At 73.0% G+C, this 16,715-nt stretch carries 13 protein-coding genes and 4 tRNA genes; 10 read left to right on the top strand and 7 right to left on the bottom strand.

All coding sequences use genetic code 11. The features are described 5' to 3' along the window. Positions 1-327: 327 nt before the first annotated feature. The 5 genes from treY to ACFP6A_RS05680 form a co-directional block, all read right to left on the bottom strand. Positions 328-2,766: a malto-oligosyltrehalose synthase gene (treY, locus tag ACFP6A_RS05700; protein ID WP_379602273.1), complete on the bottom strand. Its 2,439-nt coding sequence runs from the start codon at positions 2,764-2,766 to the stop codon at positions 328-330. A 38-nt stretch (positions 2,767-2,804) separates the two neighbouring features. Continuing rightward, the gene (gene glgX, locus ACFP6A_RS05695; RefSeq protein ID WP_379602271.1) at positions 2,805-4,940 is read right to left on the bottom strand and encodes a glycogen debranching protein GlgX; all 2,136 of its coding nucleotides are present in this window, start codon (positions 4,938-4,940) and stop codon (positions 2,805-2,807) included. A 197-nt stretch (positions 4,941-5,137) separates the two neighbouring features. Beyond that, a tRNA-Val gene (locus ACFP6A_RS05690) sits at positions 5,138-5,212 on the bottom strand. A 22-nt stretch (positions 5,213-5,234) separates the two neighbouring features. Continuing rightward, positions 5,235-5,305: transfer RNA gene (locus ACFP6A_RS05685), tRNA-Cys, on the bottom strand. Between the two features lie 31 nt (positions 5,306-5,336). Continuing rightward, a tRNA-Gly gene (locus tag ACFP6A_RS05680) sits at positions 5,337-5,409 on the bottom strand. A gap of 147 nt (positions 5,410-5,556) precedes the next feature. Between ACFP6A_RS05680 and ACFP6A_RS05675 the strand changes: the two genes are divergently transcribed. After that, a complete protein-coding gene (locus ACFP6A_RS05675; RefSeq protein WP_379602269.1) occupies positions 5,557-6,411 on the top strand; it encodes an aminotransferase class IV in 855 nt (284 codons plus the stop codon). Between the two features lie 3 nt (positions 6,412-6,414). Here the strand turns inward: ACFP6A_RS05675 and ACFP6A_RS05670 are convergent, their stop codons facing one another. Beyond that, positions 6,415-6,834, bottom strand: coding sequence for an SsgA family sporulation/cell division regulator (locus ACFP6A_RS05670; RefSeq protein WP_379602268.1), 420 nt, complete (start codon positions 6,832-6,834; stop codon positions 6,415-6,417). 214 nt (positions 6,835-7,048) lie between these two features. On the opposite strand from ACFP6A_RS05670, the gene ACFP6A_RS05665 reads away from it, so the two are divergent. The 5 genes from ACFP6A_RS05665 to ACFP6A_RS05645 all read left to right on the top strand — a co-directional run bounded on the left by ACFP6A_RS05665 (position 7,049) and on the right by ACFP6A_RS05645 (position 10,943). Then, positions 7,049-7,576 (top strand): PGPGW domain-containing protein, encoded by a 528-nt coding sequence (locus ACFP6A_RS05665; protein ID WP_379602267.1) that lies wholly within the window; start codon positions 7,049-7,051, stop codon positions 7,574-7,576. 52 nt (positions 7,577-7,628) lie between these two features. Beyond that, positions 7,629-7,700, top strand: a tRNA-Val gene (locus ACFP6A_RS05660). Positions 7,701-7,832: 132 nt separating this feature from the next. Then, positions 7,833-8,021, top strand: a complete 189-nt coding sequence (locus tag ACFP6A_RS05655) for a hypothetical protein (RefSeq protein ID WP_379602265.1) — start codon at positions 7,833-7,835, stop codon at positions 8,019-8,021. Positions 8,022-8,356: 335 nt separating this feature from the next. Beyond that, complete coding sequence (thrS, locus tag ACFP6A_RS05650; protein WP_379602264.1) at positions 8,357-10,369, top strand: threonine--tRNA ligase; 2,013 nt, start codon at positions 8,357-8,359, stop codon at positions 10,367-10,369. Positions 10,370-10,373: 4 nt separating this feature from the next. Then, a complete protein-coding gene (locus ACFP6A_RS05645) occupies positions 10,374-10,943 on the top strand; it encodes an HIT family protein (protein WP_379602263.1) in 570 nt (189 codons plus the stop codon). Positions 10,944-11,040: 97 nt separating this feature from the next. Here the strand turns inward: ACFP6A_RS05645 and ACFP6A_RS05640 are convergent, their stop codons facing one another. Further along, positions 11,041-13,245, bottom strand: a complete 2,205-nt coding sequence (locus ACFP6A_RS05640; RefSeq protein WP_379602261.1) for an elongation factor G-like protein EF-G2 — start codon at positions 13,243-13,245, stop codon at positions 11,041-11,043. Between the two features lie 106 nt (positions 13,246-13,351). Here ACFP6A_RS05640 and pgsA point away from each other — a divergent pair, with 106 nt between their 5' ends. The 4 genes from pgsA to ACFP6A_RS05620 are packed head-to-tail and all read left to right on the top strand — an operon-like array spanning position 13,352 to position 16,705. Then, the gene (gene pgsA, locus ACFP6A_RS05635; protein WP_379602259.1) at positions 13,352-13,969 is read left to right on the top strand and encodes a phosphatidylinositol phosphate synthase; all 618 of its coding nucleotides are present in this window, start codon (positions 13,352-13,354) and stop codon (positions 13,967-13,969) included. Then, positions 13,966-14,958, top strand: a complete 993-nt coding sequence (locus tag ACFP6A_RS05630; RefSeq protein WP_379602257.1) for a phosphatidylinositol mannoside acyltransferase — start codon at positions 13,966-13,968, stop codon at positions 14,956-14,958. Before pgsA ends, ACFP6A_RS05630 begins: the two co-directional genes overlap by 4 nt. Beyond that, positions 14,955-16,121, top strand: coding sequence for a glycosyltransferase family 4 protein (locus tag ACFP6A_RS05625; protein ID WP_379602255.1), 1,167 nt, complete (start codon positions 14,955-14,957; stop codon positions 16,119-16,121). The genes ACFP6A_RS05630 and ACFP6A_RS05625 overlap by 4 nt, the downstream gene beginning before the upstream one ends. Next, complete coding sequence (locus ACFP6A_RS05620; protein WP_379602253.1) at positions 16,106-16,705, top strand: hypothetical protein; 600 nt, start codon at positions 16,106-16,108, stop codon at positions 16,703-16,705. Before ACFP6A_RS05625 ends, ACFP6A_RS05620 begins: the two co-directional genes overlap by 16 nt. Positions 16,706-16,715: the final 10 nt, after the last annotated feature.

Below are 16,715 nucleotides of genomic sequence, written 5' to 3'. Positions count from 1 at the left end.
CACCCTCCACGACCCCCCGTGGCGTTCTCCGAGCGGGTGGCGGGGCGGTGGCGGAATTGCATGGAGCTTCATGGCCGCTGGCGGCCACCTCGAAAGACGAAGACGGGCCTCGACCGCCATGGCAGCCCACGTCGGGTCAGGCGCCTCGACCACAGAATGCTGTGTCCGGCGCGGTTTGGCCGGCGTGTCGTGCCACCAACCCAGCACTCTGTGAGCCCGACCGGTGGCCGGAGGGTGGCGGGATTGCATGATCACGAACAGGGCGTCGGCGGGGGTGGCGGGATTGCATGATCACGGGGTGGGTGGTGCGGGTGGGGTGGCGCGGGCTCAGCGGCGGACGAGCAGCGCCACCGGCAGGTCGGCCAACAGCTCAGCCAGGTGGACCCCGCCGCCGCCGGTGACGAGCTCGTGACCGGTCAGGACGTCGGTCCACGTTCCCTCGGGCAGGACGACGGTGTGGTCCCCCCAGCCGCCGAGACGGGTCAGTGCCACCGGCAACCGGGTCGCCACGGTCACCACGTGGACGCCGTCCTCGGTGCCGCGGCCGAAGGCCACCGCGATCCCGGTCGAGGCCGGCACGGCCGCGTACGTCGTGGCCGGCCCGACGAACCAGTCCGGGTGCTCGCGCCGCAGCCGCAGCGCCCGGGAGGTGACGAGCAGCTTCTCGTCGTCCAGACCGGACGGGCGGGCGCCGGCGTCCAGGGCCGCCAGCCGGGCCCGGCGCCGACCGAAGTCGACCGGACGGCGGTTGTCCGGGTCGACGAGGGACAGGTCCACGACCTCGGTGCCCTGGTAGACGTCCGGGACACCCGGCATCGTGAGCTGGACGAGCTTCTGACCCAGGACGCCGACCCGGGCGGCAGGGTCGACGACGGTCCGGCAGAACCCGCCGACGGCGGTGCAGATCTCCTCGTCGCCCAGGACGCCGCGAGCGAAGCCGCGGACCGCGTCCTCGTAGTCGGCGTCCGGGGACGTCCACGTCGTGTGCGTCTTCGCCTCGCGGACGGCCTTCTCCAGGTACGGCACCAGCCGGTCGGCGGCGATCGGGCCGTCGTCCCAGGTGCCGACGAGCGTCTGCCAGACGAGGTACTCGGTAGCCGCGTCGAGCAGCGGACCGCGGTGCCGAGTCGCGACGTCCCGCCACGCCCGCACGGCCTCGGCCCACTCGTGCGGCACCTCGGAGAGCACCGCGAGCCGGGCCCGGACGTCCTCCGAGCGCTTGGTGTCGTGGGTCGACAGCGTCGTCATCGTCGTCGGCCAGTCCCGCACGGTCCGGGCGCAGAACGCGTGGAACTCGTCAGCGGTGACCCCGAAGTGCAGCGGGTCGCCGCCCACCTCGTTGAGGCCGGTGAGGCGGAACCAGCGGTAGAAGGCCGTGTCCTCGACGGCCTTGGCCATCACCGGACCGCACGTCTGCTGGAAGCGGACGACGGCCTCGGCCCGGGCGGCCTCCACGGTGCGACCGGCGCTGCCGGCCTCCCGGCCCAGGAGCAGGTCACGCACGAGCTCGAGGGTGTCCCAGCGCTCCTCGGGCAGGTGGGCACGGGCACGTTCGACGGCGGCGTCCATCACCGCGACCGAGGCCGGCGGCGCCGGCTCACCGGGGACGACGTAGGCGCGGTACCGGTCGAAGGCGACGAGGAGCTCGACGACGCACTCGCGGATGCCGCGGGAGGTGTGGTCCCGCAGGCGCACGTCGCTGTGGCACACCTGGGTGAGCAGGTCCGCGAGCCGGACCACCTCGGCGTACAGCCCGTGCTCGACCACCTCCCGCTTGGCCTGCTCGACGACGTCCTCGAAGTCCTCGGTGACCCCGGTCACCTCGTGCAGCAGCGAGGTCAGCGGGTAGGCGCCCTGCGGGTCGACGAACAGGCCGCCGACGCGCAGGAGCGCGTCGTAGCCGGTGGTCCCGGCGCACGGCCAGTCCGCGGGTAGCTCCTCGGCGCCCTCGAGGATCTTCTCCACGACCACCCAGGAGCCGTCGGTGCGCTCATGCAGGCGACGCAGGTAGCCGCGCGGGTCGTACAGGCCGTCCGGGTGGTCGATGCGCAGCCCGTCCAGCCGACCGGCGGCCACGAGCTCGAGGAGCACCTCGTGGGTGGCGTCGAACACCTCGGGGTCCTCGACCCGGACGGCGGCGAGGGTGTCGACGTCGAAGAACCGCCGGTAGTTGAGCTCCTCGTCGGCCACCCGCCAGTACGCCAGCCGGTACCACTGGCGGCCGACGAGCTCGGCCATCGGCAGCGACTCGGTGCCCGGTCGGACCGGGAACACGTGGTCGTAGTAGCGCAGCAGCGGCTCGTCCCCGGACGTGTCCAGGCTCAGCTCGCCGTCCCCGAGCACCTGGCCGATCCGGCGTCCGAGCACCGGCATCAGCAGGGCGCTGTCGGGCACGGACCAGTCGACGTCGAACCAGGCGGCGAACGGCGACTCCGGGCCGTCGCGCAGCACCGACCACAGCGCCGCGTTGAGCCGTGCCGGGGTCGGGACGGCCATGTGGTTGGGGACGACGTCGGCGACCGCCCCGAGGGACCGCTCGTGCAGGGCGTCGACCAGTCGGTCGAACGCCGCCCGCCCACCGGCCTCCTCGTTGAGCCGGGAGTGGTCGACGACGTCGTAGCCGTGGGTGGAGCCGGGGGCGGGCTGCAGGATCGGCGACAGGTAGGCGTGCGAGACACCCAGCGCGTCGAGGTGGTCGACGACGGCGGCGGCGTCGTCGAACCCGAACTCCGGGCGGATCTGCAGCCGGTAGGTCGCGGTCGGCACCGGCCGTCCGGGCGCCGGGCGGTGCCTGGGGTCGCCGGTCACGCCCCGATCCCCTGCGGGTCAGCAGGCTGCGGGCGGGTGAGGACGACGACGCTGCGCGACTCGATGTCGGCCGTCGTCCCGGCCGGGAGCTTCTCGCCCTCGGCCAGGGAGTCGTCGGTGTCCAGGACCACGGTCCACTCGGCGCCGAACTCCTCGGGCGGGACCCGGAACTCGATGGCCTCCGGGGCTGCGTTGAACAGGATGAGGAAGGAGTCGTCGACGATCCGCTGGCCACGGGGGTCCGGCTCGGTGATGGCCTCGCCGTTGAGGAACACCGTCACTGCGCGGGCGTACCACGTCGTCCAGTCCTCGTCCGCCATCGGCTCACCGGTGGGGGTGAGCCACGCGATCTCCCCGAGCTCGCTCTCCCCCCCGTGCGCTGCCTCGCCGGCGAAGAACCGGCGCCGCCGGAAGACCGGGTGCTCGCGGCGCAGCCGCACCAGCCGGCGAGTGAACTCCAGCAGCTCGAGCTGGGTGTCGTCGAGGTCCCAGTTCACCCAGGCCAGCTCGTTGTCCTGGCAGTAGGCGTTGTTGTTGCCGCGCTGGGTGCGCCCGAGCTCGTCGCCGTGGGAGATCATCGGCACGCCCTGGGAGAGCAGCAGCGTCGTGAGGAAGTTGCGCTGCTGGCGGGCCCGCAGGGCCAGGACCTTCTTGTCGTCCGTCTCGCCCTCCACCCCGCAGTTCCAGGACCGGTTGTGCGACTCGCCGTCGGCGTTGCCCTCGCCGTTGGCCTCGTTGTGCTTCTCGTTGTACGAGACGAGGTCCCGCAGGGTGAACCCGTCGTGGGCGGTGACGAAGTTGATGCTCGCGATCGGCCGCCGGCCGTCCTGCTCGTACAGGTCGCTGGAGCCGGTGAGCCGAGAGGCGAACTCGGCGAGGGTGTGCGGCTCGCCGCGCCAGAAGTCCCGCACGGTGTCGCGGTAGCGGCCGTTCCACTCCGTCCACAGCGGCGGGAAGTTCCCGACCTGGTACCCGCCGTCGCCGACGTCCCACGGCTCGGCGATGAGCTTGACCTGGGAGACCACCGGGTCCTGCTGGACGAGGTCGAAGAACGCGCTCAGCCGGTCCACCTCGTGGAACTGGCGGGCCAGGGAGGACGCCAGGTCGAAGCGGAACCCGTCGACGTGCATCTCGCTGACCCAGTAGCGCAGTGAGTCCATGATCAGCTGCAGCACGTGCGGGTGGCGCATGAGCAGGGAGTTGCCGGTGCCCGTGGTGTCGAAGTAGTGGGCCTCGTCGCCGTCGACGAGCCGGTAGTACGCGGCGTTGTCGATCCCGCGGAAGCACAGCGTCGGCCCGAGGTGGTTGCCCTCGGCGGTGTGGTTGTAGACGACGTCGAGGATGACCTCGATCCCGGCGTCGTGCAGCGCCTTGACCATCGCCTTGAACTCCTGCACCTGCTGGCCGCGGTTGCCGGTGGAGGAGTAGGCGTTGTGCGGGGCGAAGAAGCCGATCGTGTTGTAGCCCCAGTAGTTGCTCAGGCCCTTGGACCGCAGGTGGGTGTCCTGCACGAACTGGTGCACCGGCATGAGCTCGATCGCGGTGATCCCGAGCGCGGTGAGATGGTCGATCATCGCCGGGTGCCCGATGCCCGCGTACGTGCCTCGGATGTCCTCCGGGACGCCGGGGTGGGTCATCGTCAGGCCCTTGACGTGCGCCTCGTAGATGACGCTCTCGTGGTACTCGTAGCGCGGGGGCCGGTCGGTGCCCCAGTCGAAGAACGGGTTGACCACGACGGAGAGCATCGTGTGCCCGAGGCTGTCGTCGTCGTTGAGCTCGTCGGGGTCGTCGAAGCGGTAGGAGAACAGCGACTCGTCGCCGTCTACCTGGCCCTCGATGGCCTTCGCGTACGGGTCCAGGAGCAGCTTCGCCGGGTTGCACCGGTGGCCCTTGTCGGGGGCGTACGGGCCGTGCACCCGGTAGCCGTACCGCTGGCCCGGGTGCACGCCGGGCAGGTAGCAGTGCCAGACGAAGCCGTCGACCTCGGTGAGCTCGACGCGCTCCTCGGTGAGGTCGTCGTCGATCAGGCAGAGCTCCACCCGCTCGGCAACCTCCGAGAAGAGAGCGAAGTTGGTGCCGGTGCCGTCGAACGTGGCGCCGAGGGGATAGGGGTGGCCGGGCCAGATCTGCATCAGGGTCTCTCGTCGTCCAGGAATGGGTGTGCCCACGGCGGCGCCCGGGGGCGCCGTCGGGGAGCCCCGCCATTGTGGGGCCTGCCGGACGGCGTCGCGCGCAGGACGGGGGGTGGCGGTTCAGACTCGCCGGAGTGCTACGGCGTCAGCCCGCAGTCGGGGAGGGTGCGCCCGGGTACGTCCGGGCACGCACGTGCTGGTGGGCGATACTGGGTTCGAACCAGTGACCTCTTCCGTGTCAAGGAAGCGCGCTACCGCTGCGCCAATCGCCCGAGTCGGTGGTGCCTGCTGCCGAGGTGGAGACGGGATTCGAACCCGTGTAGACGGCTTTGCAGGCCGTTGCCTCGCCTCTCGGCCACTCCACCGCGAGGCGGTCCCTCCTCGGAGGTGCCTCCGAGCGGACGACGGGACTCGAACCCGCGACCCTCACCTTGGCAAGGTGATGCGCTACCAACTGCGCTACGTCCGCACCGCCCCGGCCGGCGATCCAGCCGCCCGGTGTGCGACGGGAACTCTAACCGAGAGCCCGTCGGGGAGTCCAACCGGTGCCGGCTCGTGGCGCAGGGCAGGATGTCCGCGCTCGCCGACGGCTGCGGGCACGACCGGAGGAGGCCGGATGCAGGCTACGGACGGCGTCACCGTGTGGGTGGACGGGCTGCTCACCGACCCGGCGCACGCCCGGGTCCCCGCGCTCGACCACGGGTTCACCGTGGGCGACGGCGTGTTCGAGTCGTGCAAGGTCACCGGTGGTCAGGCGTTCGCCCTGACCCGGCACCTGCGCCGGCTCGCCCGCTCTGCCGCAGGCCTGGGTCTACCGGCCCCGGACGACGAGCTGGTGCGCTCCGCCGTCCGGGAGGTGCTCTCCGCCCGCCACGTCGAGCACGGGCGGCTGCGGATCACCTGGACCGGCGGGCCCGGCCCGCTGGGCTCAGACCGCGGCCCAGGTGGCCGCGACGGCACCCTCGTCGTGGCGAGTGTGCCGACCCCGCCGTGGCCCGCGCACGTCGCCGTCACCTCCGTGCCGTGGGTCCGCAACGAGCGCTCCGCGACCGCGGGCCTGAAGACCACCTCGTACGCCGAGAACGTCGTGGCTCTGCAGTACGCCGCCGCCCGGGGGGCCGCTGAGGCCCTGTTCAGGAACACTCGCGGCGAGTTGTGCGAGGGCACCGGCAGCAACGTCGTCGTGGCCGTCGACGGCGTCCTGGCCACCCCGCCGTTGGACTCCGGCTGCCTCGCCGGGATCACCCGTGAGCTGCTGCTCGAGTGGGCCGCCGACGAGGGGTTGCCGATCGAGGAGCGGGCCCTGCCCTTCACGGTCCTGGCGACCGCGCAGGAGGTGCTGCTGCTGTCCACCACCCGCGACGTCCAGGTCGTCGACGTGGTCGACGACCGTCCGCTGCGGCGCGGACCGCTCGGCGCGGCGGCCGTCGACCTGTTCGCGCGACGCAGCCTGGATTCGACGGACCCGTAGCCGTCAGCCGGCGAACAGCTCGGCGAGCTCGGCGTCCAGGTCGAGGTAGGCGGACTCGGTGCCGCTGGGCACAAGCTTCAGGGTGGTGGTGAGGAAGGCACGCAGGTCCGCCGCGTCCGCCTCGAGCACGGCGTGGCCGTCGGGGGAGGTCAGGGACAGCAGGACGAGGTCCTGGCCGGAGCCCCAGGACGGCCACACGTGGACGTCGCCCTCGCCGGTCGGGCGCGTCAGCCCGGTGATCAGCAGGTCGCGAGCGAAGACCCACTCCACCGTGACGCCGCCCCCGCCGAACGCCGCGGTCACGGCGAACGGGTCGTCGGTGCCGTAGCGGAGGGTCGCCCGCAGCGGGACCGTGCCGGCGTCCGGAACGACAAGTCTGAGCTCGAGCTCGGTGTCGACCTGGGTGGGCCGCAGATGGGACACGGGACTGCCTCCTGTGCGCGGGTGGAGCGGGTAGTCGGCTGGTTCCCGCGGCCGTCGGTGCCCAAACGCCATCGGCCCGGTCTTGACGGAGTCTTGACCGGGGGAGTCACCTGAACGGGGCAACCCGGACGTTGCGGTCGCTCGGTCAGTGCGAGTGACCTGCCGGTCACGGCGCGGCCTCCCGACGTTTCCCGACCGGCCGTAGGCTGGCCTGGTGGAGCAGCGCACCGACCTGCGACCTCGGGACCCGGGAGTCGAGGACGACGTGCGCCCGGCGGACGCCGACCGCGAGACCCGCCGCCAGCAGTGGTTGCGCCGCTGGGAGGAGCGCCACCGGCACGACCGGTGGGGTTGGCGGCGCCGGTTGCGCACGGACCCTCGTGCCTACCGGATCTACCGGATCGTCGTCGGTGTCGTCGGGACCCTGCTCGTCCTGCTCGGGGCCTCCACCGGCTGGCTGCCAGGCCCCGGCGGTATCCCGCTGACCCTGCTCGGGCTTGCCGTGCTCGCCAGTGAGTTCTTCTGGGCGCACCGGCTGCTCGGGTGGGCACGTGAGCGAGCCCACGAGTTCGCCGGGTGGACCCGCACACTGCCCCGGTGGGCCCGCGTCCTGGGCGCCGCGGCCACCTTCGTTGGGGTCGCCTCGGTGATCGTCCTCGGCCTGCTCGTCGGCTTCGGCGTCCCGGCCTGGGTCCCGGACGACGTCACGGCCTGGCTGGTCAGGCTGCCGGGTGTCGACTGACCCGGCTCGTCAGCGCGGCGCTCACCATCGGGTATGGTTCTGGCCGTCCCCAGGGCGATTGGCTCAGTGGTAGAGCGCCTCGTTCACACCGAGGAGGTCACTGGTTCGAACCCAGTATCGCCCACCTAGCGGAACGGCCCCAGCGTATCGCCCCGGCGTTCTACTTGGCCTCGGCAGAGGCCACCCCCATGGCGCTCGGTGGCCGTGACCGTGCGCTCGTGGTTGACACCCCGGCCAGGAGTGGCACTCTCGGTCCATGGAGTGGTTGTTCCTGGCAGCGGTGGCCCTGTTCCTGGGTGGCTGGTTCGTCGAGCGGCGCTGGCGACGGAGGCGAACCGAGAACCTGGGAGCGGGCTACGACGCGCACCGGGCGGCTCAACGTGACCACGCACCGCAGAGCAATCCCTCCGATCACCGCTACCAGGGTGGCATCTCGCAGCTGTAGCGAGACTTGCCTCGCGACCTGTGCGCACAGCTCGACCCTTTGCACACAGCTCACAGAATGCTGGGTCGAGCGCAGTTCTGCCGGCGTGTCGCGCCACCAACTCAGCAATCTGTGCGCCGGGCGGCGCGCGCTGGGGTGGCGGGATTGCATGATCACCAAGAGGGGGTCGAGTGGTCACCGGCGGGGGTGGTGACCGGTCTGGGACGGGGGGTCCGCGGAGCGGCGCGGGGCCCTTGTCGTGCCGGCACTAGCATCGCTGCGTCCACCACCGTCCACCGTCCCCACGACCGCCGTCCCCTCCACCGCTGTCCGTCGTCCCCCCGAGGAGAACCACCGTGCCTGCCCAGCTGACCGTGACCGTCGACGGCGACGAACGCGCGGTGGACCCGGGCACCACGGCGGCGGACCTGTACACCGGGCGCCCCGAGGTGGTCGTCGTCCGGGTCGGTGGCGAGCTGCGCGACCTGGCCCACGAGCTGGCCGACGGCGACGTCGTCGAGGCCGTCACCGTCGACTCCCCGGACGGGCTGGCGGTGCTGCGGCACTCCACCGCCCACGTCCTCGCCCAGGCGGTGCAGGAGGTGTTCCCGCAGGCGCGGCTCGGCATCGGCCCGCCGGTCCGCGACGGGTTCTACTACGACTTCGACGTCGCCGAGCCCTTCACCCCGGAGGACCTCAAGCGCCTCGAGAAGGTCATGCAGCGGATCGTCAAGGAGGGCCAGACGTTCCGCCGCCGGGTCGTCACCGACGAGCAGGCCCGCGCCGAGCTGCGCGAGGAGCCGTACAAGCTCGAGCTCATCGGGCTCAAGGGCTCCGGCGCCGCCGCGGAGGACGCCGCCGAGGGCGCCTCGGTCGAGGTCGGCGGCGGCGAGCTCACCATGTACGACAACGTGCGCCGGACCGGCGAGGTCGCCTGGAAGGACCTGTGCCGGGGTCCGCACCTGCCGTCCACCCGGCACATCGGCAACGGCTGGTCGCTCATGCGCACGGCGGCCGCCTACTGGCGCGGCAGCGAGAAGAACCCGCAGCTGCAGCGCGTGTACGGCACGGCCTGGCCGACGAAGGAGGAGCTCCTCGCCTACAAGGAGCGGCTCGCCGAGGCCGAGCGACGCGACCACCGACGGCTCGGCGCCGAGCTCGACCTGTTCTCCTTCCCCGACGAGATCGGCTCGGGGCTGCCGGTGTTCCACCCCAAGGGCGGCATCGTCCGGATGGAGATGGAGGACTACTCCCGCCGCCGGCACGTCGAGGTGGGCTACGACTTCGTCAACACCCCGCACATCACCAAGGCGCACCTGTTTGAGACCTCCCGGCACCTGGAGTGGTACGCCGACGGCATGTACCCGCCGATGCGGGTGGACGAGGAGCGCGACGGCGACGGCAACGTCACCCGGCAGGGGCAGGACTACTACCTCAAGCCGATGAACTGCCCGATGCACAACCTGGTCTACCGTTCCCGCGGCCGCTCCTACCGTGAGCTGCCGCTGCGGCTGTTCGAGTTCGGCGAGGTGTACCGGTACGAGAAGTCCGGTGTCGTGCACGGGCTGACCCGGGCCCGCGGCTTCACCCAGGACGACGCGCACATCTACTGCACCCGCGAGCAGATGAAGGACGAGCTGGGCTCCCTGCTCACCTTCGTCCTCGACCTGCTCAAGGACTACGGGCTCGAGGACTTCTACCTCGAGCTGTCCACCCGCGACCCCGAGAAGTCGGTCGGGGACGACGCCACCTGGGCGGAGGCCACCCGGACCCTCGAGGAGGTGGCGCTCGCCTCCGGGCTGGACCTCGTGCCCGACCCGGGGGGCGCCGCGTTCTACGGCCCGAAGATCTCGGTGCAGGCCAAGGACGCCATCGGCCGGACGTGGCAGCTGTCGACCATCCAGCTCGACTTCTTCGAACCCGAGCTGTTCGAGCTGGAGTACACCGCCTCCGACGGCTCGCGGCAGCGGCCAGTGATGATCCACCGGGCGCTGTTCGGGTCGATCGAGCGGTTCTTCGGCGTCCTGCTGGAGCACTACGCCGGCGCCTTCCCGCCGTGGCTCGCCCCGGTGCAGGTCGTCGGGATCCCGGTGGCCGCCGACTTCGTGCCCTACCTCCAGGACGTCGCCGCCCGGCTGCGGGCCCACGGCGTCCGGGTCGTGGTCGACGACTCCGACGACCGGATGCAGAAGAAGATCCGCACCCACACGAAGGACAAGGTGCCGTTCCTGCTCATCGCCGGCGCGGAGGACGCCGAGAAGGAGGCGGTGAGCTTCCGGTTCCGGGACGGCAGCCAGGACAACGGGGTGCCGGTCGAGCAGGCCGTCGAGCGGATCGTCGAGGCGATCCGGACCCGCGCCCAGGTGTGAGTCGATGACGGCCGGCGACGAGGACCAGGCTCCGGTGGTCGAGCCCGCGAGCGACCACGCGGGGGAGCCGGACGGCTTCCAGCGGCTGTGGACGCCGCACCGGATGGTCTACATCCAGGGCGAGGGCAAGCCGACCGGCCAGGGCGCCGGTGACGGCTGCCCGTTCTGCCGGATCCCCAGCCAGGACGACGAGCAGGGGCTGGTCGTGGCCCGCGGGACGGCGTGCTTCGTCGTCCTGAACCTCTACCCGTACAACCCGGGGCACCTCATGGTCGTGCCCTACCGGCACGTGGCCGACTACCGGGACCTCACCGAGGAGGAGACCGTCGAGGTCGCCCGGCTGAGCCAGACCGCGATGCAGGTGCTCACCGAGGTGTCCGCCCCGCACGGGTTCAACCTCGGCCTCAACCAGGGCGCGGTCGCCGGCGCCGGCATCGCCGCCCACCTGCACCAGCACGTCGTCCCCCGGTGGGGCGGCGACGCGAACTTCCTGCCCGTCGTGGCCCGCACCAAGGCGCTCCCGGAGATCCTCGGCGACACCCGGGCCCGCCTCGCCGCCGCCTGGCCCACCTGACCCCTCGATCTCTGGAGGCTTGTCGGGGTCTCCGGGCCCGGCGAGACCCCGGAAAGCCTCCAGAGATCGCGTGCGTGGGGGGCGCGTGGGCGGGGGGTCAGGCGGAGGCGGGTTGGGCGTCGAGGTCGGTGAGGCGGGCGACGACGTGCTGCGGGGCGGGGGCGTGCCGGCGGTACTCGCGGGTGAAGCTGCCGGTGCCGTGGGAGATGGACCGCAGGTCGATCGCGTAGCGGGTCAGCTCCAGGGCCGGCACCTCGGCGGTCACCCGGCTGCGCCCGTTGCCGATCGCGTCGGTGCCGGTCACCCGGCCACGACGGGTCGCCAGGTCGGACAGCACCGCCCCGACGTACTCGTCGTCGACGACGACGTCGACCTCGTCGACCGGCTCCAGCATGGTGATCCCAGCTTTGGCCGCGGCGTCCTTGAGCGCCAGCGCGCCGGCGGTCTGGAACGCGGCGTCGGAGGAGTCGACGCTGTGCGCCTTGCCGCCGACCAGGGTCACCCGCAGGTCGACGACCGGGTAGCCGGCCGCCAGGCCCTTGTCCATCTGGGCCCGCACACCCTTCTCCACGCTCGGGATGTAGTTGCGCGGTACCACGCCGCCGACGACCTTGTCGACGAACTCGAACCCGCTGCCCTCCGGCAGTGGCTCGACCTCGATGTCCACGACGGCGAACTGCCCGTGCCCGCCGGACTGCTTGACGTGCCGGCCGTGCCCCTCCGCGGGTCCGGCGAACGTCTCGCGCATCGCCACCCGGACGGGCTGGGTGCTGACCTCGACCCCGCTGCGGCGCAGCCGGTCGAGCAGGACGTCGAGGTGCCCCTCGCCCATCGTCCACAGCAGCATCTGGTGGGTCTCGGGGTTCATCTCCACCCGTACCGTCGGGTCCTCGGCCTGCAACCGGGCCAGCCCCTGGCTGAGCCGGTCCTCGTCGGAGCTGGTCAGCGCGGTGACGGCGACCGGCAGCAGCGGCTCCGGCATCACCCACGGCTCCATCAGCGCCGGCGCCTCCGGCGAGGACAGGGTGTCGCCCGTCTCCGCGCGGCTGAGCCGGGCGACTGCGACGATGTCGCCGGCGACCGCCTTCTCGATCGGCAGGAGCTTCCCGCCGAGCGGGCGGGAGACGGCCCCGGCGCGCTCGTCGGCGTCGTGGTCGGGGTGCCAGTCGCCGTCGGCGTCCCGGTGGCTGAACCGGCTGAAGTGACCGGAGACGTGGACCGGGACGTCGGGCAGCAGGGTGCCGGAGAACACCCGGACGAGCGAGACCCGGCCGACGTAGGGGTCGGTGGTGGTCCGCACCACCTCGGCCACGAGCGGCGCGTCGGGGTCGCAGGTGATCGCCTCGCGCGGTTCGCCGTCCGGGGTGGTGACCGCCGGCAGCGGGTGCTCCAGGGGCGAGGGGAACCCGCGCAGGATGAGCTCGAGCACCTGCTGGACGCCGAGGCCGGTGGTCGGCACCGCCGGCAGCACGGGGTGGAACGAGCCCCGGGCGACCGCCTTCTCCAGGTCGGTGACGAGGGTGTCGTAGGAGACCTGCTCCCCGGCCAGCCACCGCTCGAGCAGCGTGTCGTCCTCGGACTCCTGGATGATGCCCTCGATGAGGGCCGCCCGCGCGTCCTCGATCGCCTCCAGGTGCTCGGGGTCGGCGTCGCGGACGACGACGGTCCCGGTGGAGGACTCGTGCACCTTCTGGGACAGCTCGTGCACCTTTTGGGACAGCTCGTGCACCTTTTGGGACAGCAAGGAGATGAGGCCGGCCGGGGCGTCGTCGTCACCGAGGAGGGGCAGGTACAACGGCTGGACGCCGTCACCGAACACCCGTTGCGCGACGGCGACCATCGACTCGAAGTCACCGCGGGGCTGGTCGAGGTGGGTGACGACGACCGCCCGCGGCATGCCGACCGTCGCGCACTCCTCCCACAGCATCTGGGTCGGTCCGTCGACGCCGTCCACCGCCGAGACGACGAAGAGCGCGGCGTCCGCGGCCCTCAGGCCCGCCCGTAGCTCTCCGACGAAGTCGGGCCGTCCGGGGGTGTCGATCGCGTTGATCCGCACCCCCGCGTGCACGAAGGACGCCACCGACATCACGACGGAGTGCCCGAGGCGGCGTTCCACCTCTTCGTGGTCGGTCACGGTCGTGCCCTCGGTCACCGAGCCGGCCCGGGAGATGGTCCCGGACGCGGCCAGGAGCGCCTCGACGAGGGAGGTCTTGCCGCTGCCCGCGTGCCCGACGAGGACCACGTTGCGGGTCGTCGCCGGGCTGGACACGCCCCCGTCGAGGTCCGTGCGCGCTGCTGCCATACCGCCACCTCCAGCGTTCGGCGGCCCGGGACCGCCGGGCCGGTGCCGTCCATCCGAGCGCGGGACGTGCCGGAGCGCAAGGGGCCGCCGGTAGGCTTCGCGCCCGATGCTCAACCGCTACGCGCGCGCGTTCGTCACCCGGCTGGTCACCCCAGTCGCGGCTGGACTGCTGCGGGCGGGGATCAGCCCCGACGCCGTCACCGTCGTCGGCACCCTCGGGGTCACCGTGGGCGCGCTCATCTTCTACCCGCGCGGTGAGCTGTTCACCGGGACCTTGGTCATCACCGCCTTCGTGCTCGGCGACTTCCTCGACGGGACGATGGCGCGCCTGCAGAACCGGTCCTCGGCGTGGGGCGCGTTCCTCGACTCGACCCTCGACCGGGTCGCCGACGCGGCCGTGTTCGGCGGTCTCGTGCTGTGGTTCAGCGGGGCCGGGGACTCTGCCGTCACGGCGAACCTCGCGCTGCTGTGCCTCGTGCTCGGCTCCCTCGTGCCGTACGCCCGGGCCCGGGCCGAGGGCCTCGGGATGACCGCCAGCGGCGGCCTCGCCGAGCGGGCCGACCGGCTCGTTGCCGTGCTCGTGGCCACCGGCCTGGTCGGTCTCGGCCTGCCGACCGGGCTGCTCACCGTCGTCCTGGCCCTGCTCGCCGTCGCCAGCGCGTGGACGGTCGTGCAGCGGGTGCTCGCCGTGCGCCGCCAGGCCCTGGGCGCGAGCCGGCCGTGAGCGGACCGGTCGCGGTCCTGCGCCGGCGCGTCGCCGTGCTCGTCTACCGCGGCGGGTGGGCCGTCGTCCGGGTGCTGCCGGAGGGCCTGGCGCTGCGGCTGTTCGACGTCGTCGCCGACGTCGCCTGGTGGCGACGTGGGGCCGGGGTGCGCCGGCTCGAGGCGAACCTGCGCCGGGTCCGGCCCGACCTGGACGACGCGGGCCTGCGGGCGCTGAGCCGCGCCGGGATGCGCTCCTACCTGCGGTACTGGTGCGAGGCGTTCCGGCTGCCGACGTGGTCGCGCGAGCGGCTGCTCGCCACGGTCCGGACCGAGGACGACGCCCCGGTGCGTGCGGCGCTGGCCCGTGGCGGAGTCGTCATCGGCCTGGGGCACCAGGGCAACTGGGACCACGCCGGCGCCTGGTCGACCCTCGCGCTCGCCCCCGTCACCACCGTCGCCGAGCGGCTCGAGCCGGAGGAGGTCTTCACCGCGTTCCTGCGGTTCCGCGAGTCGCTGGGGATGACGATCCTGCCGCTCACCGGCGGCCCGCCGGTGTTCCCCGAGCTGCTGCGCCGGGTACGGCACGGGGCGTTCGTCCCGCTGCTCATGGACCGGGACCTGACGAGCAGCGGGGTCGAGGTCGAGATGTTCGGCGAACCGGCCCGGGTGGCGCCCGGACCGGCCGCGCTCGCGCTCGCCGCCGGCGTCCCGCTGTTCCCGGCGACCCTGCACTACGAGCCGGCCCCGCCGGGCAGCCCGGCCGCGGCGGCCGGCGCCCGGTGGCGGCAGGTCGTCCGGTTCCACCCCCAGGTGGCGGTGCCCGCCGACGGCGACCGGGCGCAGCGCGTCCGGGCGATGACCCAGGACTGCGTCGACGCCCTGGCCGCGGGCGTGCGGGCCCACCCCGAGGACTGGCACATGATGCAGCGGGTGTTCACCGCCGACCTCGACCCGGCCCGGCTCGCCGCCGGCCGCCCCGGCACGCACGCCGCGGGGGGAGCCCCGTGAGGGTCGGCATCGTCTGCCCCTACTCCCTGGACCAGCCGGGCGGGGTGCAGTTCCACGTCCGGGACCTCGCCGAGGCGCTCATCGCCCGGGGCCACGAGGTGTCCGTCCTCGCCCCCGCGGACGACGACACCCCCGTCCCGGCGTACGTCACCAGCGCGGGGGGCGCCGTCCCGGTGCCCTACAACGGCTCCGTGGCCCGGGTCGCGTTCGGTCCGGTCGCCGCCGCCAGGGTGCGCCGCTGGCTCGGCGAGGGCCGCTTCGACGTCCTGCACCTGCACGAGCCGATCGGTCCGAGCCTGTCCCTGCTTGCCCTGTGGGCGGCGACCGGACCGATCGTCGCCACCTGGCACATGGCCATCGTCCGCTCTCGCGCCTACCAGGCCGCCTACCCGCTCGTCCGGCCCAGCCTGGAGAAGGTGTCCGCCCGCATCGCCGTCAGCGAGGACGCCCGGCGCACGCTCGTCCAGCACGTCGGCGGGGACGCCGTCGTCATCCCCAACGGCGTGTTCGTCGACCGGTTCGCCACCGCCGCTCCCCGCCCGGAGTGGCAGGGCACGCCGCAGGCGCCGACGCTGGCCTTCCTCGGCCGGCTCGACGAGCCGCGCAAGGGGTTCGAGGTGCTGGCCGCTGCCCTGCCGCGGCTGCGCGAGCGGGTGCCCGGGGTCCGGGTGCTCGTCGCCGGGCGCGGCGACGTCGACGCGGCCCGCCGCCGCTGCGGCCCGCACGCCGAGGCCGTCACCTTCCTCGGCGCGGTGAGCGAGTCCGACAAGGCGTCGCTGCTGCGCTCGGTCGACGCCTACGTCGCCCCGCACACCGGCGGGGAGAGCTTCGGCATCGTCCTGGTCGAGGCGATGAGCGCCGGCACCTGCGTCGTGGCCAGCGACCTCGGCGCCTTCCGCCGGGTCCTCGACGACGGCCGGTTCGGCGTCCACTTCCCGGTCGGGGACGCCGACGCGCTCGCCGACGCGGTCACCGACGTCCTCGGCGACCCCGACCGGCGGCGGGCGCTCACGGCCGCCGCCCAGGTCGCCGTCCGGCGCTACGACTGGTCCCGGGTCACCGCCGAGATCCTCACCGTCTACGAGATGGCGATGGCCGGCGACGTGGGGGTTCGTGAGGACCCGGGGATCCGGGCCCTGCTGGCTCGGTGGCGGTCGACGTGACCCCGGACTGGGTCGCCGTCGTGCTGGCGGTCGTCGTCGTCCTCGTCGCGCTCGCCTGGTACCTCACCTGGTCCGCCGGCCGGCTGGACCGGTTGCACCACCGGGTGCAGGGCGCCCGCGGCGCCCTGGGCAACCAGCTGCTGCGCCGGGCCGCGGCCGCCGCCGACCTCGCGTCGTCCGGGGTCCTCGACCCGGCCAGCTCGGTGCTGCTCGCCGCGGCCGCCGGCGAGGCGCTCGAGGCGGCCGAGGAGGAGGGCCTGGACCCGCAGGCGCCGCTGGACCGGGACCTGGCCCGGCGTGAGGCCGCCGAGTCCGACCTGTCCCGGGTGCTGCGGGCCACCCTCGGCGACCCGGACGTCGTCCGGACGCTGCGCGCGGACCCGGTCGGCACCGACCTCCTCGATGCCCTGGACGCCGCCTGCCTGCGGGTCGTGCTGGCCCGGCGGTTCCACAACGACGCGGTGTGGCAGGCCCAGCGGGTGCGCGGCAAGCGGGTGGTCCGCTGGACCCGGCTCGCGGGGCGGGCACCGATGCCGCAGACCGTGGAGATCGACGACGAGCCGCCGGACCTCAGCGGCGTCTGACGAGGAACGG

The sequence above is a fragment of the Quadrisphaera sp. GCM10027208 genome (assembly GCF_042658805.1).
GTDB lineage: Bacteria > Actinomycetota > Actinomycetes > Actinomycetales > SCSIO-59966 > SCSIO-59966.
The sequence above is the reverse complement of the archived record's forward strand: the minus strand, read 5'-3'. Positions and strand labels throughout refer to the sequence as shown.